The 25,099-nt window shown below is 70.4% G+C and carries 18 protein-coding genes; 15 read left to right on the forward strand and 3 right to left on the reverse strand.

Annotation, left to right across the window (positions count from 1 at the left end; all coding sequences use genetic code 11):
- The first annotated feature begins 307 nt into the window (after positions 1–307).
- The 12 genes from def to J2Y70_RS10185 all read left to right on the forward strand — a co-directional run bounded on the left by def (position 308) and on the right by J2Y70_RS10185 (position 17,178).
- A complete protein-coding gene (gene def / locus J2Y70_RS10130; protein WP_309916766.1) occupies positions 308–823 on the forward strand; it encodes a peptide deformylase in 516 nt (171 codons plus the stop codon).
- Between the two features lie 629 nt (positions 824–1,452).
- Positions 1,453–2,643, forward strand: a complete 1,191-nt coding sequence (gene wecB, locus J2Y70_RS10135) for a non-hydrolyzing UDP-N-acetylglucosamine 2-epimerase (RefSeq protein WP_309916769.1) — start codon at positions 1,453–1,455, stop codon at positions 2,641–2,643.
- Positions 2,640–4,859, forward strand: coding sequence for a hypothetical protein (locus J2Y70_RS10140; protein ID WP_309916772.1), 2,220 nt, complete (start codon positions 2,640–2,642; stop codon positions 4,857–4,859). The genes wecB and J2Y70_RS10140 overlap by 4 nt, the downstream gene beginning before the upstream one ends.
- Positions 4,860–4,865: 6 nt before the next feature.
- Complete coding sequence (locus J2Y70_RS10145) at positions 4,866–7,010, forward strand: glycosyl transferase family protein (RefSeq protein ID WP_309916777.1); 2,145 nt, start codon at positions 4,866–4,868, stop codon at positions 7,008–7,010.
- Entirely contained in the window at positions 7,007–9,838 is a 2,832-nt protein-coding gene (locus J2Y70_RS10150) for a hypothetical protein (protein WP_309916780.1), read from the forward strand. The genes J2Y70_RS10145 and J2Y70_RS10150 overlap by 4 nt, the downstream gene beginning before the upstream one ends.
- Positions 9,839–9,855: 17 nt before the next feature.
- Positions 9,856–10,893, forward strand: a complete 1,038-nt coding sequence (locus tag J2Y70_RS10155) for a twin-arginine translocation pathway signal (protein ID WP_309916783.1) — start codon at positions 9,856–9,858, stop codon at positions 10,891–10,893.
- 4 nt (positions 10,894–10,897) lie between these two features.
- Complete coding sequence (locus J2Y70_RS10160) at positions 10,898–12,022, forward strand: cell division protein FtsQ (RefSeq protein WP_309916788.1); 1,125 nt, start codon at positions 10,898–10,900, stop codon at positions 12,020–12,022.
- 13 nt (positions 12,023–12,035) lie between these two features.
- Entirely contained in the window at positions 12,036–13,616 is a 1,581-nt protein-coding gene (locus J2Y70_RS10165; RefSeq protein WP_309916791.1) for an MBOAT family O-acyltransferase, read from the forward strand.
- Between the two features lie 13 nt (positions 13,617–13,629).
- On the forward strand, positions 13,630–13,860 hold the full coding sequence (locus J2Y70_RS10170; protein ID WP_263397239.1) for an acyl carrier protein: 231 nt from the start codon (positions 13,630–13,632) through the stop codon (positions 13,858–13,860).
- Between the two features lie 26 nt (positions 13,861–13,886).
- Positions 13,887–15,359 carry an AMP-binding protein gene (locus tag J2Y70_RS10175; RefSeq protein WP_309916796.1) on the forward strand — a complete coding sequence of 491 codons (1,473 nt, stop codon included), beginning with the start codon at positions 13,887–13,889 and terminating at the stop codon, positions 15,357–15,359.
- On the forward strand, positions 15,356–16,042 hold the full coding sequence (locus J2Y70_RS10180; protein WP_309916798.1) for an alginate O-acetyltransferase AlgF: 687 nt from the start codon (positions 15,356–15,358) through the stop codon (positions 16,040–16,042). The genes J2Y70_RS10175 and J2Y70_RS10180 overlap by 4 nt, the downstream gene beginning before the upstream one ends.
- A 2-nt stretch (positions 16,043–16,044) precedes the next feature.
- Complete coding sequence (locus tag J2Y70_RS10185) at positions 16,045–17,178, forward strand: acyl-CoA dehydrogenase family protein (RefSeq protein WP_309916801.1); 1,134 nt, start codon at positions 16,045–16,047, stop codon at positions 17,176–17,178.
- Positions 17,179–17,214: 36 nt separating this feature from the next.
- Here the strand turns inward: J2Y70_RS10185 and J2Y70_RS10190 are convergent, their stop codons facing one another.
- The 3 genes from J2Y70_RS10190 to J2Y70_RS10200 all read right to left on the reverse strand — a co-directional run bounded on the left by J2Y70_RS10190 (position 17,215) and on the right by J2Y70_RS10200 (position 21,833).
- Entirely contained in the window at positions 17,215–18,231 is a 1,017-nt protein-coding gene (locus tag J2Y70_RS10190; protein WP_309916805.1) for a DUF4434 domain-containing protein, read from the reverse strand.
- A 329-nt stretch (positions 18,232–18,560) separates the two neighbouring features.
- Positions 18,561–20,222: an energy-dependent translational throttle protein EttA gene (ettA, locus tag J2Y70_RS10195; RefSeq protein ID WP_263397244.1), complete on the reverse strand. Its 1,662-nt coding sequence runs from the start codon at positions 20,220–20,222 to the stop codon at positions 18,561–18,563.
- Positions 20,223–20,360: 138 nt separating this feature from the next.
- Positions 20,361–21,833 carry an MFS transporter gene (locus J2Y70_RS10200; protein WP_309916808.1) on the reverse strand — a complete coding sequence of 491 codons (1,473 nt, stop codon included), beginning with the start codon at positions 21,831–21,833 and terminating at the stop codon, positions 20,361–20,363.
- 152 nt (positions 21,834–21,985) lie between these two features.
- Here J2Y70_RS10200 and J2Y70_RS10205 point away from each other — a divergent pair, with 152 nt between their 5' ends.
- The 3 genes from J2Y70_RS10205 (at position 21,986) to glyA (ending at position 25,024) form a co-directional block, all read left to right on the forward strand.
- On the forward strand, positions 21,986–22,939 hold the full coding sequence (locus J2Y70_RS10205) for a helix-turn-helix transcriptional regulator (RefSeq protein WP_309916811.1): 954 nt from the start codon (positions 21,986–21,988) through the stop codon (positions 22,937–22,939).
- A gap of 240 nt (positions 22,940–23,179) precedes the next feature.
- On the forward strand, positions 23,180–23,647 hold the full coding sequence (locus tag J2Y70_RS10210; protein WP_263397247.1) for an RcnB family protein: 468 nt from the start codon (positions 23,180–23,182) through the stop codon (positions 23,645–23,647).
- Positions 23,648–23,770: 123 nt separating this feature from the next.
- On the forward strand, positions 23,771–25,024 hold the full coding sequence (gene glyA / locus J2Y70_RS10215; RefSeq protein ID WP_263397248.1) for a serine hydroxymethyltransferase: 1,254 nt from the start codon (positions 23,771–23,773) through the stop codon (positions 25,022–25,024).
- The last annotated feature ends 75 nt before the right edge of the window (positions 25,025–25,099 follow it).

The raw sequence follows: 25,099 nt of genomic DNA on the forward strand, positions 1-25,099 counted from the left end.
GTCGGCTTCGTTCGTCGCGACTGAAGTCGCTCCCACAGTGGGCTTGCGGATGGCTGGCTGGGTGCACTGTAGGAGGGGCTTCAGCCCCGACACCATCCATCGCCGTCAGGCCCACTGCTTCGTTCGTCGCGGCTGAAGTCGCTCCTACAGTGGGCTTTGCGGATGGCCGGCTGGGTGCACTGTGGGAGGGGCTTCAGCCCCGACTGCATCGGCAATGAAGCGCTCGCTGTTGTTCGCGCGCGCCGCCAAGGCTGCAGGGAGGCGCAGGTCGGCGGATAATCGGCCGCATCGGCGACAGGAGCAGGCCATGATCCGCGACATCATCCGTATGGGCGACCCGCGCCTGCTGCGCATCGCGCAGCCGGTCGACACTTTCGGCAGCGCGGAGTTGCGTGCGCTGGTCGCCGACATGTTCGAGACCATGGATGCCGCGCGCGGGGTCGGCCTGGCCGCGCCGCAGATCGCGGTGGACCTGCAGCTGATGGTGTTCGGCTTCGACAGCAATGCGCGCTATCCGGACGCGCCGCCGGTACCGCGCACTGCGCTGGCCAACGTGCAGATCGAGCCGCTGTCCGACGAACTGGAGGATGGCTGGGAGGGCTGCCTGTCCATCCCCGGGCTGCGTGCGGTGATCCCGCGCTATCGCCATATCCGCTACCGCGGCATGGACCCGGACGGCGCCGCGGTGGTGTGCGAGGCCGAGGGCTTCCATGCGCGGGTGGTGCAGCACGAGCACGATCACCTGATCGGCCGGCTGTACCCGTCGCGGATTCGCGACTTCGGCAAGTTCGGCTTCGAGGACGTGCTGTCCTACGAGTTGTAGCGCCGCTCGCCTGATTCACCTGGACAGGGTGCATGCGCCTGCCGTCCAGCGCATAAGCACGGACCACGTGCTCCTGGGCATATGCGGGTGCAAGGACTTGGAAGGTCGGCCCGATCTTGCGACGGCGCGCGCAGTGCTGCTCTCGACGATGCAAGCAGCCAGGTCGGGATTGCTCGCGCGCCCGGCGCTTCGAAAGTGCCGCCACGTCGGTATGCGTGGGTGCAAGGACTTCGAAAGTTGGCCATGGCGATCGGTTATGGTCAGGCCGCCGCACATGCGATGGCGTGCGCAGTGCGGCTTTAGACGATGCAAGGAGCCAGGCAGGGGGTGCTTGGCGCGCATCCGACGCTTCGAAAAACCCCGCCGCGTTTGGCGGGCGTCGCTCCCGGCCAGGATGCGCTCCGGCCGCTAACGCATCTGTCTACGACGGCGTCATCCCAGCCGGTCGGGATGAGCAAGTGGCGGCTTCTCCCGTGAAAACCGTCGAAAAACCACGAAAGATTGGCCCCGGGAAGCACCTGCAGCGAACGCCCATGGAACCTGCGCGAGGCCGCACCGGTGGCGCGCCCCCGCCTGACGGGCTATAGTGTGACGAGCATCACGCTATTGATACCACATGGAGCGGGTTGGTGAAGGTTCTTTCCGTTTTTGGTACGCGCCCTGAAGCCATCAAGATGGGGCCGCTGGTCCGTGCGCTGCACGCCGCGCCGGGCATCGACTCCCTGGTCTGCATCACCGGCCAGCATCGGGCGATGCTGGACCAGGTGCTGTCGCTGTTCGCGATCCGGCCGGACCACGATCTAGACGTCATGGTAGCGAACCAGACCCTGAATGGTTTGTGTTCGCGGCTGTTCGACAAGCTCGACGCCCTGTACGCGCAGGTGCAGCCGGACCGCGTGCTGGTGCACGGCGATACCAGTACCGCCATGACCGCGGCGCTGGCCGCCTTCCACCGGCGCATCCCGGTCGGCCACGTCGAAGCGGGCCTGCGCACCGGCAATCTGCAGCAGCCCTGGCCGGAAGAGATGAACCGGCGGGTGATCGACGTGGTCGCCGACCACCTGTTCGCGCCCACCGACAGCGCGCGCGGCAACCTGCAGCAGGAAAACCTGTCCGGCCGCATCAGCGTCACCGGCAACACCGTGATCGATGCGCTGCAACAGACCGTCGGCCGGCTCGAGCAGGATGCCGCGCTGCGCGGTGCGGTCGATGCGCAATTCCCGTTCCTGGCGCCGGAGCGCAAGCTGCTGCTGGTCACCGGGCACCGCCGCGAGAGCTTCGGCGACGGCTTCGCCAACATCTGCCAGGCGCTGGCGGAACTGGCGCGGCGCCGCGACCTGCAGATTGTCTACCCGGTGCACCTGAATCCGAACGTGCAGGGCCCGGTCCACGCGCAGCTGGGCGGCCTGGACAACGTGCACCTGATCGCGCCGCAGGACTACCTCGCCTTCGTGCGCCTGATGCAGCGCGCGCACGTGGTGCTGACCGATTCCGGCGGGGTGCAGGAAGAAGCGCCGGCGCTGGGCCGGCCGGTGCTGGTGATGCGCGATGTCACCGAGCGCCCGGAAGCGGTCCAGGCCGGCGTGGTCACCCTGGTCGGCACCGATCCGGCGCGGATCGTGGCCGCGGTCGCTGCCGCCTGCGAGCAGCCGGTGCGGCCCGCGCAGTTCCTCCCCGACGCCAGCCCGTATGGCGATGGCCGCGCATCGGCGCGGATCGTGGCCGCATTGCGCGGCCTGCCGTTCGACCCGTTCGACCCATGCGTCCCCGGCCGTGCCGCGGCGGTTTCCAACTTCCCTCTTTCAGAATCGATGCCATGACCCAGACCCGACGTCGTACCGCACGCTTTCCCAAGGTAGTGCCGCTGGCCTTGGTCCTGCTGGCGCCGCTGAACCCCGCTGCCGCCGCCGACTCCGTCGCCGGCCAGTTCGGCGAGTGGGCCGGCGACACCACCGTGCAGCGCTCGATGACGCTGCGCGAGCTCGGCTTCGCCCAGCCGCTGGTGCTCAGCGGCCAGGAAAGCCAGCGCGAGATCTACCTGCCGGTGCCGGCCGGCGTGCCCACCCGCGATGCGCAGTTGCAGGTCGATGCGCGCTACCTGCGCGGGCATACCGGACGCACCTCCAGCCTGCTGTCGATCGACGGCGACCCGGTGTCGGCGCGGTCGATCACCGATGCGCAGGGCGACGCCAGCCAGCTGATCGGCATCGACGGGTTCGCCCGCCCCAGCGGCTTCGTGCGCTTCGGCGTGGGCTGGTGGTCGGTGGTTTCCGAATACGAGTGCGCCGACCAGAGCGCGCCGGCCAACGTGCTGCGGCTGTCGCCGGATTCGCGCTTCAGCTACCGCTTCGACGGCCGCGCGATCGACACCGTGGCCAAGGCCTGGGGCGCGCTGCCGGCCAAGGTGCGGTTGCTGGTCGATGGCCGCGCCACCAGCGTGGAAAGCTACGACGCCGCGTGGCGCGTGGGCACCGCGCTGGAGAACGGCGGCAAGCGCGTGGATGTGGTCGCGCTGCCGGCCGTGGGCACGACCGTGGACCTGCGCGGGCTGGCGATCCCGGCCAGCCTGGCCGGCATTCCCGCCTACGCGGCGCTGGCCGATGGCAGCGCCACCCACCGCATCGGCAGCCTGGCCGAAGTTGGCGCGCTGCTGTCGCTGGGCGACGCCGGTCCGCTGGCGGTGGACGTGGCGGTGCTGAGCGATCCGCTGCGCGCCGGCGTGCGCGTCGCGCTGGATGCGCTGGCCAGCGAGGTCGGCGCGGCGTCGCCGGACGCGGCCGGTGCGTTCGCCGCATGGCGCAAGGCCGACATGGCCGGGTTCGAGCAGGCGGCCGACAAGGCCTCGGTGCAGGTCGCCCTGGTCGGCGGACGGCCGACCCTGCTGGTCGCCACCGGTGCCGGCGCCAAGGTCGCCGGCCTGCTGACCGAGCAGTGGCGCGCCTATGCGCTGGGCCGCTCGCTGCGGGTCGGCGAGGCGCTGCAGCCGCCGGCCGACAAGGGCGTGGTGCTGCTCAACCGGCTCGGCAGCATGTCCGGGACCCTGGACATCGTCGCGCGCGGCGATCGCACCGCCAGCTTCGACCTGGGCGCGCTGTCCAGCGATGGACGCCTGCCCAGCGAGGTGGTGATCGACGTGTCCGCCGCGCCGAATCCGGCCGGGCAGGGCGCGGTCGCCTCGATCTTCTTCAACGACTACCTGGTGGGCGCCAAGGTGCTCAACAGCGACGGCAAGCCGCAGCGCCTGGTCGCCAAGGTGCCGGGCTACGCACTGGCCGCGCGCAACCAGGTGCGGATCAGCTTCCTGCGCCAGCCGGCTCGCCCGTACTGCCACGATCCGGCCACCGGCTATCCGGTGTCGGTGCTGCCCAGCAGCCACATCCGCCTGGCCGACCGCAGCCTCGGCGGCGATTTCGTCGGCGCGGCCGCGCAGCTGGCCGGCCCGCACGACGTGTTCGTGCCCACGAACTGGCTGCAGGATGCGCCGGCGACGCTGGCCAAGGTGATCCACCTCGCCAGCGCGACCGGCGCCTCGCCGACGACCGCCACGCTCAAGCTCGGCGATGCGAAGACGGCGATCGCGCCGAACGGCGCCTACCTCAGCTTCGTGCTGGCCCCGCAGGGCCTGGCGCAGAGCGGTGCGCTGCGCGACGGCAAGCTGGTGGTGTCCGGCCCGGGCGACAAGGTGCTGCTGGACGTGGCCGGGCTCGACCGCGCGGCACTGGTGGAAGTGGTCGGCAGCGGCGCCAACACCGGGGTGATCTACCGCGAATTGGGCGCGCAGGGGCCGCAGATCGACGCGCCGTTCCGGCTGATCCGCGGCAACCTCGCGTTGCTGGATGCGCGCGGTCTGGTGCAGGACTTCGACGGCCAGGATCCGACCGGCGCGCAGCTGGCCGAGCAGGCCGACCCGCAGCCGCTGTGGCAGCAGCACATGGTGTGGCTGCTGGTGCTGGTCGGGGTGATCGTGTTCATGCTGCTGGCCGCGCGCGTGACCCAGGTCCGGCGCCGCCGCAAGTCCGTCCAGTCCGGGCACTGACCGCCTGTGGACGGCCTGTACTGGAACATCCACCTCGCCAACTACTACGCCTTCCTGGAGACGGCGGCAGTGGTGGTGGCGGTGGTGATCCTGATCTCCAGCCTCGATGACCTGTTCATCGATGCCTGGTACTGGGTGCGCGAAATCTGGCGCACCCTGATCCTCAAGCAGCGCAGCGAATACCGGCCGCTGACCCAGCAGGACCTGCTGCAGCGGCCCGAACAGACGCTGGCGATCATGGTGCCGGCCTGGGCCGAGTACGACGTGATCGGGCAGATGGTCGAGAACATGGTCGACGTGCTCGACTACCACGACTACGTGATCTTCGTCGGCACCTATCCCAACGACCCGCAGACCATCGCCGAAGTGGAACGCATGTGCCGGCGCTACAAGCGCATGCGCCGGATCGAGGTGCCGCACGACGGCCCGACCAGCAAGGCCGACTGCCTGAACTGGCTGGTGCTGGCGATCTTCGAGTACGAGAAGCGCCACGGCATCGAATTCGCCGGCGTGGTCCTGCACGACAGCGAAGACGTGCTGCACCCGATGGAGCTGCGGTTCTTCAACTACCTGCTGCCGCGCAAGGACATGATCCAGCTGCCGGTGACCTCGCTGGACCGCGAGTGGTACGAACTGGTCGCCGGCGTGTACATGGACGAGTTCGCCGAATGGCACGCCAAGGACCTGGTGGTGCGCGAAAGCGTGTCCGGCATGGTGCCCTCGGCCGGCGTGGGCACCTGTTTCTCGCGCAAGGCGCTGGTGGCGCTGAGCGAGGCCACCGGCAACCAGCCGTTCAACACCGACAGCCTGACCGAGGACTACGACGTCGGCGCGCGCTTGGCGGCGATGGGCATGCACTCGATCTTCGCGCGCTTCCCGGTGCAGTTCCGCGTACGCCGCGCGTCGTGGTTCGGTTGGGGCCCGGTGCGCGAGCGCACCCTGCGCATGGCGCTGTGCGTGCGCGAATACTTCCCCGACAACTTTCGCGCCTCGTACCGGCAGAAGGCGCGCTGGGTGCTGGGCATCGGCCTGCAGAGCTGGGAGACGCTGGGCTGGCGCGGTTCGCTGGCGACCAAGTACCTGCTGGCGCGCGACCGCAAGGGCATCGTCACCTCGTTCATCAGCGTCTTCGCCTACCTGATCTTCCTGCAACTGCTGCTGTTCTGGGTGCTCAAGGTGACCGGTGCGTGGAGCACCCAGTTCCCGACCATCTTCCAGAGCGGCACCTGGCAGATGAACGTGGCGCTGCTAACCACCGCGGCGCTGGTCACGCGCGTGGCGCAGCGTTTCTACTTCGTCAACCGCCTGTACGGGTGGGAACATGCGCTGATGTCGATCCCGCGCATGGTGGTCGGCAACATGATCAACTTCATGGCCACCGCGCGCGCCTGGCGCATGTTCCTGCTGTACCTGCTGTTCGGCAAGCGCATGGTGTGGGACAAGACCATGCACGATTTCCCCTCCGCCGCGCAGCTGGTGCACACGCGCCGGCGCCTGGGCGAATTGCTGGCCACCTGGGAAGCGGTCGAACCCGAACGCCTGCAGCAGGCGCTGCAGCAACAGCAGGGCGGGCGCCAGCAGCCGCTGGGCCGGATCCTGGTCGCGCAGGGCTGGCTGGACGATGAAACCCTGGCCGAAGCCATCGCCTTCCAGGGCGACCTGCCGCGTGCGGCGATCGACGTCGACTACCTGCAGGCCGGGCAGTTCCCGCTGTCGGTCGAGGCCTGCGTGCAGTGGCGCCTGCTGCCGCTGCCACCGGGCGCGCCCGACGAACTGGCGGTCGCGGTGGCCAACGCGCTGTCCGAGGCCGAGCAGGAACGGCTGCTGCAGGACGCGCAGGCCAGCGTGCTCAGGCAGTCGATCGCGCGCGAAAGCGAAATCAATGCCGGCCTGCGCCTGATCAGCGGCGAAAGCTACCGCATCGACGCGGTGCCGCTGCTGGGCGATCTGTTGGTGGAGATGCGCCTGATCGCGCGCGACCAGTTCGAGCGCGTGCTCGACGAATACAAGCCGCAACGCGACGGCCGCATCGGCGACCACCTGGTCAAGCAGGGCGTCGCCACCCAGGCGGCGATCGCCACCGCCGTGCGCGAGCAGCATCGCCGCGCCGGCCTACCCCGATACAGCGCCGGCGGAGAACTGCAGGCATGAGAATCACCTTGCTTTCGGCCGTGATCGCGCTGGGCCTGCTCGGCCTGGGCAGCGTCCCCGCCTATGCGCAGCAACCGCCGCTGGCCGGTGCCGCCTACCGCATTGCCGAAGACGCCTACGCGTCCTACGCACGCGGCGATTACCAGCGCGCCAGCCGCGAGGCCGCCGAAGCGGCGCGCTTGCGCCCGGACGTGGCGCGCCTGCGCCTGCTGCAGATCTACGCGCTGCAGAAGCTGGGCCGCGCCGACGAAGCGCGCGCGCAGGCCCGCCGCGCGCTGGCCGACGGACTGCGCGATCCGGCGCTGCCGGGACTGGCGTCGGCGTCGGCGCCGGCAGCGGCCTCCGCCTCCGCGCGCGCCGGCGGCGCACCCGCGCCACGCGCCACCGCGCGCCCCAGCGCGGCCGAACAGGCCTACCAGCGCGCCTTCGCGCTGGCCACCCAGGCCTACGACGCCTACAACAACGACCACATGGCCGAGGCCGCGGACAAGGCCGAACAGGCCTTCCGCCAGCAGCCGCAGCAGGGTGCCTGGGCGATCCTGTGGGTGGCCGCGCTGGAGGCGCAACAGAAATTCGAACAGGCCGAAGCCGCTGCCGCCACGGCGGTGCAGCTGGGCGCGCCGAATGTCGCCGACCTGCAGGCCAAGCGCGTGGCGCTGGGCCGCCAGCGCGCGGTCAAGCCGGCGCAGGAGGGCTACCAGGCGTTGATCGCGCAGGACTTCGCCGCGGCCGCCGGATTCGCCCGGCAAGCGGTGGCGTACGCGCCGGACGTGGCCTCGCATCGCCTGCTGCTGATGACCGTGCAACTGCTCGACGGGCAACTGTCCGCCGCCGAGGACACCGCCGACCAGGCCCTGGACAACGACAGCGAAGACACCGTGGCGCTGGTCATGCGCGGGTATCTGCGCCAGCGCCAGTTGCGCACCACCGAGGCCAACGCCGATTTCGACGCCGCCCTGCGCCAGGACTGGCTGGATGCGCAACAGCAGCGCAACGTGCGCCTGCTGGCGGTGGATGCGGCGATCGCCGCCGGCGACCGCGAACGTGCCGCGCGCCTGCTGCAACCGCTGCAGGCCGATCCGCTGGCCGACGCGGACGACACCGCGCGCCAGCAGATCGGCCAGGCCGTCGCCCAGCGCGAGAAGGCGCTGCGCAAGGCGCGCGCGGTTCCGACGCTGACCCTGGCGGCGTACCCGGCGCCATTCCAGCAATGCCGCGATACGCCCTACGGCACCCAGTGCGAACTGACCCCGGCCGACCTGCAGGGCAGCGGCAGCGCCGCGCAACGCGCCTACGCTGCCTACGGACGGCAGGACTACCAGGAGGCCATTCGCGAAGCGCAGCGCGCACTGCAGGAGAGCCCGGACAACGCCAGCCTGCAGAACCTGCTCACCACCGCGCTGGCCGCCGGCGACCGCGCCCAGCAGGCGCAGGCGCGGCAACGCCTGGACAGCGCGCTGGGCCAGCGCCCCGCCGACGCCGGGCTGCTGATGCAGCGCGGCTATCTGTACCAGCGCAGCGGCGAACCGGCGCAGGCGCTGGACGATTTCCGCGCGGCCGAAGCCACCGGCAAGGCGCCGCCCAGCGTGGTGCTCGACCAGGCCTATGCCAGCGCCGCGCAGGGCGACAACACGCAGGCGGTGGCGCTGCTGCGCAGCGCGATCGACCGCGCCGACCAGGGCCGGCTGCCGCTGGACAAGGCGCAGCGCTACAACACCCGCAGTTCGATCGCCAACCTCTCGCGCGAATGGGGCCTGATCGCCTCGGCCGGCTACCGCGGCGCGCGCCAGGCCGCGACCAACCTCGGCGGGTCGGCGATCAGCACCCCGGGCGATTCGGCTTTCGGCACCGTGGAGGCGTTCTGGCGGCCCGAGGCGCTCAACAACCGCCATGGCACGCTGGAAGCGTACGCACGCATGGCCAACACGCTGTACGACGAGGGCGGCACCTTCGAATCCGTGCGCGCGGTGGATCCTTGCACCGGCGAAGCCACCGAGGACGCGCGCGCGCGGGCCGAGCGCCTGAGCCGCTCGCGCTCGATCGCCGGCTGGCCCTCCACGATCGGATCGTTCGGCGTGCGCTACGCGTTCGGCCGCACCGGCCTGAGCGCAGGCATCGAGCGCCGCCAGTTCCTCGGCACTGCCACCCGCAACGGCGGCGTCTATCCGGATTCGGCCGCGATCCAGTGCCGCATCCAGCGCGACTCGAACCAGCCGCTGCAGGTCAACACGCTGGCGCGCTACCGCCTGGACAGCAACGCCGGCGGCTGGATGTCGTACCTGACCTACGGCTTCTACCAGGGCACCGGCGTGCGCACCGACGTGAACCAGTGGTGGACGCTGAGCGGCTACGCGCAGGCCGGCTACAGCTGGGACGACAACCGCGCGCGCTTCAGCGTGGATCGGCTGGACGCCACCGGCGCCCCGGTCGAAAACCTGCTCGACTCCGACGGCCGCCTGCATCGCGCGCAATGGTTCGCCGCCGCCGAACTGCGGCTGGGCCGCAGCTACCGGTTCGGCGCCGAGCAGACCCGCTGGGTGCTGACCCCGTCGGTGGTGGTGGGCGCGGACTGGCTCGACCAGCGCACGCGCGTCAGCGGCATCGCCTATCCGCTGATCGGCAAGCAGGCGTTCGCGTTGTCCGACACCGACCGCAGCTGGTCGCTGGGCGCCGGCCCCGGCCTCGGCGTGCGCTACTGGTTCCGCGAGGACCGCTACAACGCCGCACGCTCCTCGCTGGACCTGAGCGTGCAGTACCGCTTCGCCATCGGCGGCGGCGATACCCAGCGCGCCAAGGGCCTGTTCGCCACCGCCACCTTCTACTACTGATCATGCAAGGAACCGCCATGACCGCTGTTGTCTTCCCGTCCCCCCGTGCGCATGCCCGCGCGTTGTGGCTGGGCCTGCTGTGCGTGGGCCTGTCGTGTGCGTTCGCCGCCGCGCCGGCGCTGGCCCAGGCGCCGCCTGCCGCCGCCGGCGCCGCACAGGATTCCTCGATCGTGATGGTCGGCAAGGACGGCTGGCTGTTCCCCGGATGGGGCAGCCTGACCGAGGTCGACGGTGCGGCGATCGACCGCAACACCGCGCTGATCGCCGAGGCGCGCGCCGCGCTGGCGGCGGCCGGGGTCCGCCTGGACGTGCTGGTGCTGCCGGACAAGGCCCTGTTCTACGAAGACAAGCTGCCCGACGGCAAGCGCATGAGCGATGCCGTGCGCGGCCGCTATGCGCTGATCCAGGACAGCCTGGGCACGGCGCAGGTGCCAGCGGTGGACGCGCTGCAGGTGCTGCGCCAGGTCAAGCAGGGCGGGAAGGAGGTGTTCTACCGCAGCGATCAGCACTGGACCCAGCCGGCCGCCGACGCGGTGGCCGTGGCGGTCGCCGCGCAGGTCCGCCAGCAGGTGCCGCGGCTGCAGGGCCAGGACGGCACCGGCATGGCCCTGGGCAGCGAGATCACCGAGCGTCGCTTCGGCGACCTGGCCGAACTGTTCCTGACCGACGCGCAGCGCAAGGCGGTGGGCCGCGACACCTTCACCGTGCGCCGCCAGTCCGATCAGCAGGCGCTGCTGGACGACGCGCCGGCGCCGCTGCACGTCACCGGGCACAGCATGGTGCAGCCGTATTTCGGCTTCCCGCAGAAGCTGTCCAACCTGCTCGATCGCCCGGTGTCGGTGAACTGGAAGCCCGGCAACGTCGGCCCCTGGGTGATGCTGCTGGAATATCTGGAATCACCCGAGTTCCAGAAGACCAAGCCGCAGGTGCTGGTGTGGCAGATGTTCGAGCCGTCCTATGGGCAGGGCCCGGATGCGCGTGGACAGTGGGACAACGCCTCGATCATGAGCGCGCAGCAGTGGCAGGCGCGCCTGCACAAGGCCCTGGGACAGTAGGCCGATGAGTGCACGTCCCGGCGCGCCTGCGCCCCTGCCTGCGGCGGCCCCGGCGCGCGCGCATGTGGTCACCGCCGTGGTGGTGGTGCTGCTGCTGGTCGCCGGGCTGTTGTCCGGTGGCTGGATGCTGGGCCGCGCGCCGCTGCCGGCGGCGTCGCTGGCGCCGGCGCGCTGGGCCGACGGCGAGGCCGGCCGCGCGATCAACCAGGCGCTGAAGCTGCCGCTGCAGGCGCAGGCCGACCTGGCCGGCGCGGCGTTGCGTTATCGGCTGCTCGGCGATGCCGGGCCGCAGGTCGCGCTGGGCTGCCCAGGCTGGCTGTTCTACCGCGACGGCTTGCGTCCGCCCGCCGGCGCCGGCGAAGCGGTGTTCGCCCAGCGCGTGCGCTTGATGCGGCATTGGGCGCGGCAGCTGCAGGCGCAGGGCGTGCAGTTGCTGGTGGTGGTGGTGCCGGACAAATCGCGGATCGAGCAGGCGCACACCTGCGGCCTGCGCCATTCGGCGCCGATGCGCGCGCGGCTGGGGCAATGGCACCAGGCGCTGGCCGCCGCGGGCGTGGCCTCGACCGACCTGCTGCCGGTGCTGCAGGCCGGCGACGCGCCGGTGTTCTTCCGCACCGACGTGCACATGAACCGGATCGGCGCGCAGCGCGCCGCCGATGCGGTGGCGGCCTCGGCGTTGCCGCTGCTCGGCGGGCGCGGCGCGCAGGCCTTCGCGGTCGGCGCGCCCGGCGCGCCGGCGCCGCGGATGGGCGACCTGATCGTGCTGGCCGGGCTGGAACATGCGCCGCCGGCCTGGCGCCCGGCGCTGGACCGCGAGCCGCAGCAGACCATCGCGCCGCTGCGCAGCGGTGGCCTGCTCGACGACACGCCGCCGGTGGAGGTGCTGCTGTTGGGCAGCTCCAACGGGCGCCGCAGCCTGTTCGGCGAACGCCTGGGCCACGCCCTCGGCCGCGAAGTGTGGAACCAGAGCCTGGACGGCGGCCAGTTCTCCGGCGCGTTGCTGGCGGCCTGGCCGCAGCGTCGGCAATGGCCGCCGAGCCTGAAGCTGGTGGTCTGGGAATTCTCCGAAATGGCCCTGTCGCTGCCGCTGACCGACGGCGAACGCGCGGCGCTGGCCGAGATCGACTGAGCGCCGACCGACGATGCTGTTCAACTCCTTCCTGTTCCTGCTGATCTTCCTGCCGGTCGCGCTGGGCGTGCACTACCTGCTCGGCGCGCTGCAGCCGCGCCTGGCCGCGCTGTGGCTGTGCGTGGCCTCGATCGTGTTCTACGGCTGGTGGAACCCGCAGTTCGTGGTGCTGCTGGCCGGCTCGATCGTGTTCAACTACCTGGTCAGCCTGGCGATCCTGTCGCTGGCCAAGCGCCCCAGGCTGCAACTGCTGGTCACCACGCTGGGCGTGGCCGCCGACCTGGTGCTGCTGGTGCACTACAAGTATTTCGCGGCGATGGTCACCTTCGCCCACGACGTGGGTTTCAACGTCGGCCCGATGGACGCGCTGATCCTGCCGCTGGGCATTTCCTTCTTCACCTTCACCCAGATCGGCTACCTGCTGGACTGCCGCGCCGGCGTGGTCAACGACCGCAGCCCGCTCAGCTACGTGCTGTTCGTGACCTTCTTCCCGCACCTGATCGCCGGCCCCATCCTCCACCACAAGGAGATGATGCCGCAGTTCAGCAAGCGCGAGACCTACCGCTTCCACGCCGACAACCTGTCGGTCGGCGGCATGCTGTTCGTGATCGGCCTGGCCAAGAAAGTGCTGCTGGCCGACAGCATCGCGCCGTACGCCGACGCCGGTTTCGCCAGCACCGGCGAGGTGCAGTTCTGGGGCGCGTGGGCCACCGCGCTGAGCTACGCGCTGCAGCTGTACTTCGATTTTTCCGGCTATTCGGACATGGCGCTGGGCCTGGCGCGGATGTTCGGCATCCGCTTCCCGCTCAACTTCAACTCGCCGTACAAGGCGACCAGCGTGATCGATTTCTGGGCGCGCTGGCACATGACCCTGACCCGCTACATCACCGCCTACCTGTACTACCCGGTGGCGATGGCGGTGACCCGCTGGCGCACCCGCCACGGGCGCGCCACCGGCCCGGCCGCGGTGGCCTCGGCCGGCGGCTTCGCCTCGATGATCGTGCTGCCCACGGTGTGGGCGATGGGCCTGGCCGGGATCTGGCACGGCGCCGGCCTGCAGTTCCTGATCTTCGGCCTGCTGCATGCCGCCTACCTGGCGATCAACCACGCCTGGCGCATCTTCGTCGGCGGGCGCAAGCCGGCGGCGCTGCGCACGCTCAACCCGCTGCAGCATGTGGGCTACCTGCTGCTGACCTTCGTCGCGGTGCTGTTCGCGCAGGCGTTCTTCCGCGCCGACGGCGTGCACGCGGCGTGGCAGCTGGTGCAGGGCATGGCCGGCCTGCGCGGCTGGGAAAGCCTGGACAACCTCGGCCACATCGCCGGCATGGGCGCGGCCGACGGCTGGCGCCTGCTGGCCGGCCATCACCTGCAGCTGCTCTACATCGCCGGATTGCTGGCGGTGGTGTGGCTGGCGCCCAACGCGCACCAGATCATGGGCGTGTACTCGCCCGCGCTGGCCAAGCCGAGCCCGGCGCCGCGCGCGTGGATGCGCTGGCAGCCCAACCTGCCGTGGCTGCTGGCGATGCTGTCGCTGCTCGCGCTGTGCCTGTCGAGCCTGCACAAAGAATCGCGTTTCCTCTATTTCCAGTTCTGACAAGGTGAACCCCATGGACATGCAGACCCTCCAGACCCAGCTGACCGACATCGTCGAGAGCGTGATCGGCACCCGCGTGCAGCCCGACGAATACATGGAATCGCTGTTCGATTCGATGTCCAAGGTGCAGCTGATGGTCGAGGTCAAGGACCGCCTCGGCGTGACCCTGCCGATCGACGAGATCGACACGCTGGTCGAATCGGTGCAGGTGCTGGCCGACTACGTCGCCGCGCACCAGCGCTGAGCCGGGCCACCAGCGGAGCCGCCGCCATGCGCTTTGATTTCGACCAGTGCCGTTTTGTCGAACGCGAGCAGGCGCCGCATGCGCCGGCGTTGCGCGATGCCGCCGGCGTGCTGGACTGGGCCGGGCTGTACCAGGCCACGCAGGACTGGATCGCGCGCGCGCAGCAGGCCGGCGTGCAGCCTGGCCATGCGTTGGTGATTTCCGGCCACAAGCAGTCCGCCTTCGTGGTGGCCATGCTCGGCTGCCTGCAGCTGGGCGTGACCTACGTGCCGGTGGACACCATCAATCCGCCGGCGCGGCTGCGGCGCATCACCGCGCTGGTGCATGCCGCGGTCTACGACGCGGCGGCCGATACGTTCGGCCCCGGCGCCGACGACGCGCGCGCGCTGGCGGTGCCGGACCTGGCCTACATCATGTTCACCTCCGGCAGCACCGGCGATCCCAAGGGCGTGCAGATCGGCCGCGACAGCGTGGCCCTGTTCGCCGGCTGGATCCGCGACTGCCTGGCGCTGGGGCCGGCGCCGGCGTTCCTCAACCAGATGCTGTTCAGCTTCGATTTCTCGCTGTTCGACCTGTGCGGCGCGCTCGGCCTGGGCGGCTGCTGCGTGCTGTGCCCGCGCGAGGTGATCGCCGACAGCGAACGCTTCGTCGAGCACCTGCGCGATGCCGACGTGGCGGTGTGGGCGTCCACGCCCTCGTTCGTGCGCCAGCAGCTGCTCAATCCGCGCTTTTGCGCCGAACACCTGCCCACGTTGCAGGTGTTCGTGTTCGGCGCCGAATCGTTGACCCCGCGCGTGGCCGAAGAGTTGTGGGCGCGCTTCCCGCAGGCGCGTATCGTCAACTCCTATGGCCCGACCGAAGCCACCTGTTCCACCACCTGGGTGGAGATCGATGCCGCACTGCGCGCGGCCGCGCCCAACCCGTTCCCGATCGGCGTGGCCAAGCCGTATGCGCAGGTGTTCATCGACGGCGGCGAGATCTGCATGGCCGGCGACCACGTGATGCGCGGCTATCTGGAGCGCCCGGACCTGGACCAGGGCGTGCTGTTCGAGCACGACGGCAAGCGCGCCTACCGCAGCGGCGACCTGGGCGAGATCGATGCGCAGGGCCGCCTCTATTTCCGCGGCCGCAAGGACGACCAGATCAAGCTCAACGGCTACCGCATCGAACTGGCCGAGGTGGATGCGGCGCTGTCCACCCTGGACGGCGTGGTCGCCGGCGCGGCGGTGGTGCTGCGCCGGCCCGACGGCAGCCTGGTGCGGATGATCGGCTTCGTCGAACTGGCCGCGCCGGGCGCAGGCGCGGTGCAGCCGCTGCCCGACGCCTTGCAGGACTGGAAGCGGCAGCTCGGCCAGCGCGTGCCGCCATACATGATTCCCTCCGAACTGATCGCCGTGGACGCGTTGCCCACCGGCGCCACCAGCAAGGTCGATCGCAAACAACTGGAGCAGCGCTACGCACTGGCGCGCACGCTCCGCAGCCAGGAAACCAAACGATGAAACTGCCCTTCACCTTATTTGCCAGCGCCGTGCTGGCCCTTGCGCCGCTGGCCGCCAGCGCCCAGCAGGGCGCATCGGAAGGTCGCCTCGCGCAGCTGTATGCCGCGCGCCCGCCGGCCGGTTCGGCGTTCGTGCGCGTGCTCAACCCGGGCAGCGCCGCGCTCGCGGTCGGCGTCGGCAACGGTGCCGAGCAGCGCATCGGCCCGGCCGTCCGCGCCACCCGTTACGCCATCGTCGAAGGCGGCAAGCCGTTCGCGGTACGCGTGGCCGGCAAGGCGCGCCAGCAGGCGCAGGTCGCCGCCGGCAGCTTCACCACGCTGGTGCTGGACCCGGCCGCGCCGGCGCGGCCGCTGGCGGTACTGGCCGACGGCGGCGGCAGCAGCGATGCGCTCAAGGCCGAGATCCGTTTCTACAACCTGGCCAGCGGTTGCAGCCAGGCGCGGCTGGCGATGGCCGACAACGGCCCGGTGGTGTTCCCGGCGGTCGCCGCGGGCGCCAGCGGCGCGCGCGCGATCAACCCGGTCCAGGCGCGACTGGTCGCCGCGTGCGGCGGCAAGGACAGCGCGCCGTTGGCGCTGCCGCCGTTGCAGCCCGGCGACCACTACAGCCTGTTCCTGAGCGGCAGCGCCGCCGCACCGGTGCTGCAGGGCCAGCTCAGCGGCACCGATCCGGTGGGCCGCTGAGCGTGATCGACCGCGCCGTCTTCCGCGAAGACCATGCCCTGTTCCGCGAACAGGTGCGGCGTTTCATCGACACGCAGATCGCCCCGCACTACGCGCAATGGGAACGCGACGGCATCACCCCGCGTTCGCTGTGGCGCGCGGCCGGCGCCGCCGGCCTGCTCAACTGCCAGCTGCCCGAACCCTACGGCCTGGGCGGCGACTACGGGCATGCCGCCTGCGTGATCGAGGAACTGGCGCGGGCCAATTTCCTCGGCATCGGCTTCTCGATCCATTCGGACATGGCCGCGCCGTACCTGATGCAGTACGGCAGCGACGCGGTACGCGATGCCTGGCTGCCGAAGATGGCGCGCGGCGAAGCGATCGGCGCGATCGCGATGACCGAGCCCGGCGCCGGCAGCGACCTGAAGGCGATCCGTACCCGTGCCGAACGGCACGGCGATCACTACCTGCTCAACGGCCAGAAGACCTGGATCACCAACGGCAGCAACGCCGACGTGGCGGTGGTGGTGGCCACGGTGGCGCCGGAGCTGGGCGCGCGCGGATTGACCTTGTTCTGCGTCGATACCGCGCTGCCCGGCATCAGCCGCGGCGCGCCGATGGCCAAGATCGGCCAGCACGCGCAGGACACCAGCGAGCTGTTCTTCCAGGACGTGGCGGTGCCGGTCTCGCACCTGCTCGGCGAAGAGCAGCGCGGCTTCGACTACCTCGGCGAACAACTGGCCGCCGAACGCCTGGCGATCGCGCTGCGCGCGGCGGCCTCGGCCGAAGGCATGCTCGCCGAGACCATCGCCTACGTGCGCCAGCGCAAGGCGTTCGGCCGCCACCTGATCGACCACCAGAACACCCGCTTCGTGCTCGCCGACGCGGCCGCGCAGCTGGCGATGCTGCGCAGCTTCCTCGACCAGTGCCTGGACGCGCAGCTGCAGGGCCGACTGCAGGCCACCACCGCGGCGATGGCCAAGCTCAACGCCACCGAGATCCAGGGCCAGGTGCTGGACGCGCTGCTGCAGCTGCACGGCGGCTACGGCTACAGCAGCGAGTACGGCATCGGCCGCGCCTGGGCCGACGCGCGCGCGTTGCGCATCTTCGGCGGCACCAGCGAGATCCTGCGCGACATCATCGGCCGCGCGCTGTAACAGGCGCCACGGCTTCTGCCGAGGCGCGCACCGGCGCTACTGGCGCCCGGCGCGCCACTGCCGGCGCAGCGCCTGCGCGCGCGGCGTGTCCTGCGACAGCCACGGATCCAGCGCGAAGGCGAAGATGCCGGCGGCACCGCTGCCATGCGCCCACGCCAGCTGCTTGCGGATGCGCGCGGCATCGGCGGTCTGCGCCTGGAAGTTGCTGCCGTCGGCGGCCGAGCTCGGCAATTGCTCGAACAGTTCGACCACCACGTCGAAGTCGACCTGGCGCGCGCGCAGCAGCGCCAGCAGCGGATCCACGCCGTCCAGGTTGTCCAGCCCGGCGACGCCGACCCCGTCCTGCACCATCGGCCGCAGCGGCACCTGGTCGAGGATGCGGGTCCACAGCTGCGCCAGCGAGCCGTCGGTCTGCAGCCGGCTGAAATAGGTGGAGATCGCGGTCGGTTGCGCGGTGCCGGCCTTGGCTGCAGCGCACAGTGCGGCGAGCCAGGCGCACAGGCGCTGCTGGCGCTCGTCCTGCGCCCAGTGGAACTGCTCCAGCTCGTAGGGCAGGTACCAGCCGTCGAAGTTGCCCTGCGCGGTCCACGGCGCGCGCAGCAGGTAGGCGCGGGCATTGTCCAGGGTCAGCGCCAGGAAGGCGTCCAGCGCGGCCAGGTCCTGCGCCTGCAGCGCCTTCCACCAGCCGCTGTGGTAGGGCAGGCCGACGCGCACCCGCAGGCCCGCCGCAGCGGCGGTGGAGAAGATCAACTGCATCACGCTGTCCGGCACGTCCCAGTCGGCATCGCCGCCGCTGCCGTACAGCCCCGCCCACTGCACCACGATCTGGCGGCAGCCCATGCGCTGGGCCAGCGCCATGTGCTGCTGCCAGTCCTGCGCGCTCATTTCCAGGTGGCTGCGCCAGGGCTGGATGAAGCCGCCATCGAACCGCGGCGGGTTGGCGCAGCCCGGCAGCAGGCTCGCGCCGAACGCGGCAGGCGCGAGCACGGCCAGCCGCAGCAGGTCGCGGCGACTGAGCGGGAAGGGACGGGATCCAGGGCGAGCGTTGTTCATTGCTTCCGCGAGCGGCGAGGTCCAGGCATGTTTCTACACCATCGCCCAGAAAGATCGCGTGGCGCGGCGCGTACTGGCCGGCTGCCAGTCATGCTGCCGATGCGGTTCGGTGGCCAGCGGTTCGGCGTGCACGGACGCGCCATGCTGCGTGGCTGGGCATGGTGCCGCTGCAGCGCATTCGGGAGGAGTGTCTGCGTTGCGGGTGCGCGCCGCGTGCGCATGCTCGCTGGCGTGTACGTCGATGCGAGGACGGCGGCGTGGCGACGCAACGCCGAAACGCAAACGGCCGCGCAGGGCGCGGCCGTTTGCGGGAACGCTTGCCTACAGGCTTACTTCAGCGCCTTGAAGCGCAGCCGCTTCGGACCGGCGTCGTCGCCCATGCGGCGGCGCTTGTCGATCTCGTACTCGCGGTAGTTGCCCTGGAAGAACTCCACGTGCGAGTCGCCTTCGAACGCCAGGATGTGGGTCGCGATGCGGTCCAGGAACCAGCGGTCATGCGAGATCACGAAGGTATTGCCCGGGAACTCCAGCAGCGCGTCTTCCAGCGCGCGCAGCGTCTCGATGTCCAGATCGTTGGACGGTTCGTCGAGCAGCAGCACGTTGCCGCCCTGCAGCAGGGTCTTGGCCATGTGCAGGCGCCCGCGTTCGCCGCCGGAGAGGCTGCCGACCAGCTTCTGCTGATCCTGGCCCTTGAAGTTGAAGCGGCCCAGGTAGGCGCGCGACTGGATCTCCACGCCGTTGATGTTGAGGATGTCCAGGCCGCCGGAGACTTCCTGGAACACGTTGTGGTTGCCTTCCAGCTTGTCGCGGCTCTGGTCCACGTAGGCCAGCTTCACCGTCGGCCCGAGCACGATCTCGCCCGAGTCCGGCTTCTCCTTGCCGATGATCATCTTGAACAGCGTCGACTTGCCGGCGCCGTTGGGGCCGATGATGCCGACGATGGCGCCGGACGGCACCAGGAAGCTGAGATCGTCGATCAGCAGGCGGTCGCCGAACTTCTTGGTGACGTGCTTGAACTCGAGCACCGCATTGCCCAGGCGCTCGCCCGGCGGAATGAAGATCTCGTTGGTCTCGTTGCGGCGCTGGTAGTCGACCGACTGCAGTTCTTCCAGGCGCGCCAGACGCGCCTTGCCCTTGGTGCGGCCGCCCTTGGCATTCTGCCGCGACCATTCCAGCTCCTTCTGGATCGCCTTCTGCCGCGACTTCTCCTGGTTGTCTTCCTGCTTCAGGCGCTCTTCCTTCTGCATCAGCCAGTCGGTGTAGTTGCCCTTCCACGGGATGCCGCGGCCACGGTCCAGTTCCAGGATCCACTCGGCGGCGTTGTCCAGGAAGTAGCGATCGTGGGTCACCGCCACCACGGTGCCGGTGTAGCGCGCCAGGAACTGCTCCAGCCATTCCACCGACTCGGCGTCGAGGTGGTTGGTCGGTTCGTCGAGCAGCAGCATGTCCGGCTTCTGCAGCAGCAGCCGGCACAGCGCCACGCGGCGCTTCTCGCCGCCCGACAGCGGGCCGATCACCGCGTCCCACGGCGGCAGGCGCAGCGCGTCGGCGGCGATCTCCAACTGCTGCTCGACCATGTGCGCATCGCCGGCGGCGAGGATCGCCTCCAGCCGCTGCTGCTCTGCGGCGAGCTTGTCGAAGTCGGCGCCTTCCTCGGCATAGGCCTCGTAGATCTTGTCCAGCGCGGCCTGCGCCTGCAGCACTTCGCCGACGCCTTCCTCGACCGCTTCACGCACGGTCTTGGTCGGGTCCAGCTCCGGCTCCTGCGCCAGGTAGCCGACCTTGATGCCCGGCTGCGGGCGCGCTTCGCCGCTGAAGTCGGTGTCCACGCCGGCCATGATCTTCAGCACCGTGGACTTGCCGGCGCCGTTGAGGCCGAGCAGGCCGATCTTGGCGCCGGGGAAGAACGACAGCGAGATGTCCTTGATGATCTGGCGCTTCGGCGGCACCGTCTTGCTGACGCCGTTCATGGTGTAGATGTATTGCGACATGGGGTCTCCGGAGGCGCAGGACGCCCGCCGGCCGGGGCCGGAAGGCGGCGAAATGGATGCCCTCGATTATAGCGGCACCGGCGTTGGCACGCCCGCGCCGGCATGCACGCGCCGCGTGCCGACGCGGCAATGCCGGGGCTAGGGGCGCGCCGTCGGCACCTGGCCGGCGCGACGCTGACGCTGCCGGTAGCGCAGCGTGCACGCCACCAGCAGCAGCATCGCCAGCCACTCGCTTGCCAGCGCCGCCTGCATCGCGGCCAGGCTGCCGCCGCCGTGCGCATGCGCGTAGACCGCGCCCAGCGCCGCCGGTCCCAGGCCCATCGCGGCCTGCAGGATGGTGGAGAGCATGGCGCTGCCGGCACCGGCGTGCTCGGTCGGCACCTGCGACAGGCCGATGCGGTAGAAGCAGGCCACGATCCACGCCTGACCGGCCCCGATCAGCGCCGTCGGCGCCGCCAGGTCGCGCCAGCCGGGATGCGGCCAGGCCGCGTGCAGCGTCCAGGCCAGCGCCAGCAGGCCCAGCATCTGCACCGTGCAGCCCAGCAGCAGCGTGGGCAGCAGCCCGAACCGGGCCACCGCACGCGCGCTGACCAATGCCGAGCAGAAATACGCCGCGCCGAGCACGATGAAGGCATTGCCCGACTGCAGCGGCGACAGTCCCGCGCCGGCCTGCAAGGTCAGCGCGAGCACGAACATGAAGCCGCTCCAGCAGGCGAAGAACAGCGCGCCCAGCAGCAGCGCGAAGCGCACGCTGGGCAGGCGCAGCAGCGCCGGCGGCAACAGCGGCTGGCGGCCGCGGCGTTCCTGCCATGCCTCGGTACGGGCCAGCGCCGCCAGCAACGGCAGCGTCGCGGCCAGCACCGCCAGGCACGGCGCGGACCAGTGCAGCGTGGGGCCGAGCGCCAGCGGCAGCAGCAGGCAGGCCAGGAACAGCCCCAGCAAGCCGGCACCGGCCAGGTCCGGCAGCGTCCGCCGCGCGGCGCGGGTCTCCGGCACCGAACGCAGGCCCGCCAGCGCCAGCACGCAGAACGGCAGGTTGATCAGGAAGATCGCGCGCCAACCGGAACCGGCGATGTCGGCGCTGACCAGGGTGCCGCCCAGCACCTGGCCGATGACGAACGCAATCCCGCCCAGCGAGCCGTACAGCGCCAGCGCACGCGCATGCGCCTCGCCGCGCAGGCTGACGTGGATGGTGGCGAGGATCTGCGGCACCGCCAGCGCCGCGCCCAGGCCCTGCAGCACGCGCCCGGCCAGCAGCGCCGCCACCGATCCGGCCGCCCCGCACAGCAACGAGGCCAAGCCGAACAGCAGCACCCCGGCGGCGAACACCCGGCGCCGGCCCAGGTTGTCGCCCAGCCGCCCGCCCGCGGCCAGGCCCACCGCGAAGGCCACGCCGTACACCGCCACGATCAGTTCCAGCGCCATCGCCGAGGCATGCAGCGTGTGGGCGATGGAGCCGAGGGCGACGTTGATGATGGAAAAGTCGATCAGCGGCAGCATCTGGCCAATCAGCAGGATCGCCAGCCCGCGTGCGCCCAGCGTCGGCGCCGCGGCGTCGGGGTGGGCGAATAGTGGCGGGTGCCGGTCGCCGCGATCGACGGGCGTGGGCATGGCGGGCGTGGGCACGGCGGAGGAGGGGCAGGAGGTGGTCATGGCGCGCAGTATGCGAACCCTCTAAACTGGTACAAGTAGTTATTTATCCTGGTACTGGCGCTTCCTGCCTGTGACTCGGTTCGATGCGTGGACCAGGACGGAGAACAAGAATGCTCAACGACCGGCTGTCTCCTACCAGCGCTGCGGCGAGCAGCGCCGTAGCCGTCGCCACGCACAGCCCGGCGCTGGCCGTCGAACGTGCCCGTGCGCTCGGCGCCTTCCTGCGCGCGCGCCGCGAGAGCCTGGATCCGGCGCGGCTGGGCCTGCCGCGTGCCGGCAGGCGCCGCACGCCCGGACTGCGCCGCGAGGAAGTGGCCGCGCTCGCCGACGTCGGCGTCACCTGGTACACCTGGCTCGAACAGGGCCGACCGGTGCGCGCCTCCGCGCGCGTGCTGACCGCCATCGCCGGCGCCCTGCAGTGCTCTGATGTGGAGACCGGCCACGTGCTGGCGCTGGCCGGCCTGGGCGATGCGGTGCAGCGGCTGCAGCCGCCGTGCGAGCGGCTGACCGATACCGGGCGCATGCTGCTCGATCAGCTCGGTCCCTGGCCGGCGATGCTGCAGAGTCCGCGCTTCGACATCCTGGGCGCCAATGTCGCCTTCGAGCGTCTGATGGGAGTGACCCTGGCCGACCTGCCCGAAACCGACCGCAACTGCGTCTACCAGGCGTTCACCAACCCGTGCTGGCGCGCGCGCCTGGGCGACCGGGACAACGTCCTGCAGCAGATGGTGGCGCTGTTGCGCGCCGCCATGGGCGAGCACCTGGGCGAACCGGCATGGGAGCGCCTGCTGGCGCGGTATCGCGACGCCTCGTCCGAATTCGATGCGCTGTGGCGGCAACGGCGCGAGGTGCGCGGCGTGGAAAACCAGCTCAAGCGCTTCCACCATCCGCAGGTCGGCGAGCTGCAGCTGCAGCAGGTCAACTGGTGGTCGGCGCCGCGCAACGGCAACCGGCTGGTGGTCTACCTGCCTGCCGACGAAGCGGCGCGGACGGCGCTGCTGCAGCTGCATGCGCAGCCGCCCGGCGTTGCCGCAGCGGCAAGCGACGACGCGCACCGCCACTGAGCGCGGGTGGCGGGTGCGCACGCGGCTTGCGGGGCAGGAGCCAGGGTGAGCGTGTGATCGCGGCGATAGCCGCAATGCGCCGACGTCGCCGACACGCTGACATGCACCGGAAAACTGACCGAAAAGTAACGGTCGCTTACTCGTTTCCAGCAAGCTGAATGCGTAACCGGTTCCAGCAGGAAGCGGTTCAGACGCCGGGCGCATTAATGCAGTCGTGACACCAAAAGTGACGGAGCAGCCATGAACACCACACGCATTGCCACCCTTGCCCTTTCGTCCCTGCTGGCGCTGGGTTTCATGGCGCCGCCGGCCTTCGCCCGCGATGGCTGGGGCGATCGCGACCGCGACCGTCACGGCTGGAACGACAACGACCGCGGCCGCGATCGCGACTGGCACGACCGGGATCGCGACCGCGACCGCCGCTGGCGCGAGCGCGAACGCCACGACGACCGTCGCTACTACAGCCAGGGCTACCGCGACGGCTACCGGCGCCGTCCGGACGTCGTCTACTACCGCCATCCCGGCCCGCCGCCGTGGGCGCGCGGCCAGCGCTACTACGGGCCCAACTACGTGGTCTACGACTACGACCGCTACCAGGTGCGGCGTCCGCCATACGGCTACCGCTGGGTCCGCGACGACCGCGGCAACCTGCTGATGGTCGCCATCGCCAGCGGCATCATCGCCGACCTGGTGCTCAACGGCCGCTGATCCGGGCCACTGGGCACGCCACGACGGCCTCCTGCGGGAGGCCGTCGTCGTTTTGGTTCGCCGCCGGCCCTGCGCGGGGCTTAAACTAGCGGTCTGCCTTTTGTCCATGCCCCTGGAGACCCGATGTTCCCGCGCGACGCCCGCATCGAAACCTACGATCCCGAACTGGCCCAGGCCATCGCCGCCGAAGCCGGCCGCCAGGAAGACCATGTCGAGCTGATCGCCAGCGAGAACTACTGCAGCCCGCGGGTGATGGAAGCCCAGGGCAGCCAGCTGACCAACAAGTACGCCGAGGGCTACCCGGGCAAGCGCTACTACGGCGGCTGCGAATTCGTCGACATCGCCGAGCAGCTGGCGATCGACCGGGTCAAGCAGCTGTTCGGCGCCGACTACGCCAACGTGCAGCCGCACAGCGGCTCGCAGGCCAACCAGGCGGTGTACTTCGCGCTGCTGCAGCCGGGCGACACCATCCTGGGCATGTCGCTGGCCCACGGCGGCCATCTGACCCACGGCGCCAAGGTCAACGCCTCCGGCAAACTGTTCAACGCGGTGCAGTACGGGGTGAACGAGCAGGGCCTGATCGACTACGACGAAGTCGAGCGGCTGGCGCTGGAGCACAAGCCGAAGATGGTCGTGGCGGGCTTCTCCGCGTATTCGCAGAAGATCGACTGGGCGCGCTTCCGCGCCATCGCCGACCAGGTCGGCGCGGTGCTGTTCGTGGACATGGCGCACGTGGCCGGCCTGGTCGCCGCCGGCGTGTATCCGAGCCCGATGGACCACGCGCACGTGGTCACCTCGACCACCCACAAGACCCTGCGCGGCCCGCGCGGCGGTATCATCCTGGCCAAGGGCGCGAGCGAGGAACTGGTCAAGAAGCTGCAGTCGATCGTGTTCCCGGGCATCCAGGGCGGCCCGCTGATGCACGTGATCGCGGCCAAGGCGGTGGCGTTCAAGGAAGCGCTGGAGCCGGAATTCAAGGACTACCAGCAGCAGGTGGTGAAGAACGCGCAGGCGATGGCCAAGACCCTGATCGCGCGCGGCTACAAGATCGTCTCCGGCGGCACCGAGAACCACCTGATGCTGGTGGACATGATCGGCAAGGACGTGTCCGGCAAGGACGCGGAAGCCGCGCTGGGCAAGGCCCACATCACCGTCAACAAGAACTCGGTGCCCAACGACCCGCGCTCGCCGTTCGTGACCTCGGGCCTGCGCCTGGGCACCCCGGCCATCACCACCCGCGGCTACCTGGAGCAGGACAGCATCGACCTGGCCAACTGGATCGCCGACGTGCTCGACGCCCCGGCCGATGCCGCGGTCATCGCCCGCGTGCGCGAGGCGGTGACCGCGCAGTGCAGGAAGTATCCGGTGTATGGCTGAGGTGTCGGGACTCGGGACTCGGGACTCGGGACTCGGCACAGCGCCGGCTCCCGCATCCGCTGGCATGGCCATCGG

The organism is Xanthomonas sp. 1678, from assembly GCF_031455575.1.
Lineage (GTDB): Bacteria > Pseudomonadota > Gammaproteobacteria > Xanthomonadales > Xanthomonadaceae > Xanthomonas_A.

What these genes read in the sequence shown, in the direction of transcription:
- def (WP_309916766.1), top strand. Translation starts at nt 308, where the DNA reads ATGATCCGCGACATCATCCGTATGGGCGACCCGCGCCTGCTGCGCATC.
- J2Y70_RS10140 (WP_309916772.1), top strand. Translation starts at nt 2,640, where the DNA reads ATGACCCAGACCCGACGTCGTACCGCACGCTTTCCCAAGGTAGTGCCG.
- J2Y70_RS10150 (WP_309916780.1), top strand. Translation starts at nt 7,007, where the DNA reads ATGAGAATCACCTTGCTTTCGGCCGTGATCGCGCTGGGCCTGCTCGGC.
- J2Y70_RS10155 (WP_309916783.1), top strand. Translation starts at nt 9,856, where the DNA reads ATGACCGCTGTTGTCTTCCCGTCCCCCCGTGCGCATGCCCGCGCGTTG.
- J2Y70_RS10160 (WP_309916788.1), top strand. Translation starts at nt 10,898, where the DNA reads ATGAGTGCACGTCCCGGCGCGCCTGCGCCCCTGCCTGCGGCGGCCCCG.
- J2Y70_RS10165 (WP_309916791.1), top strand. Translation starts at nt 12,036, where the DNA reads ATGCTGTTCAACTCCTTCCTGTTCCTGCTGATCTTCCTGCCGGTCGCG.
- J2Y70_RS10170 (WP_263397239.1), top strand. Translation starts at nt 13,630, where the DNA reads ATGGACATGCAGACCCTCCAGACCCAGCTGACCGACATCGTCGAGAGC.
- J2Y70_RS10175 (WP_309916796.1), top strand. Translation starts at nt 13,887, where the DNA reads ATGCGCTTTGATTTCGACCAGTGCCGTTTTGTCGAACGCGAGCAGGCG.
- J2Y70_RS10180 (WP_309916798.1), top strand. Translation starts at nt 15,356, where the DNA reads ATGAAACTGCCCTTCACCTTATTTGCCAGCGCCGTGCTGGCCCTTGCG.
- J2Y70_RS10190 (WP_309916805.1), bottom strand. Translation starts at nt 18,231, where the DNA reads ATGAACAACGCTCGCCCTGGATCCCGTCCCTTCCCGCTCAGTCGCCGC.
- ettA (WP_263397244.1), bottom strand. Translation starts at nt 20,222, where the DNA reads ATGTCGCAATACATCTACACCATGAACGGCGTCAGCAAGACGGTGCCG.
- J2Y70_RS10200 (WP_309916808.1), bottom strand. Translation starts at nt 21,833, where the DNA reads ATGCCCACGCCCGTCGATCGCGGCGACCGGCACCCGCCACTATTCGCC.
- J2Y70_RS10205 (WP_309916811.1), top strand. Translation starts at nt 21,986, where the DNA reads ATGCTCAACGACCGGCTGTCTCCTACCAGCGCTGCGGCGAGCAGCGCC.
- J2Y70_RS10210 (WP_263397247.1), top strand. Translation starts at nt 23,180, where the DNA reads ATGAACACCACACGCATTGCCACCCTTGCCCTTTCGTCCCTGCTGGCG.
- glyA (WP_263397248.1), top strand. Translation starts at nt 23,771, where the DNA reads ATGTTCCCGCGCGACGCCCGCATCGAAACCTACGATCCCGAACTGGCC.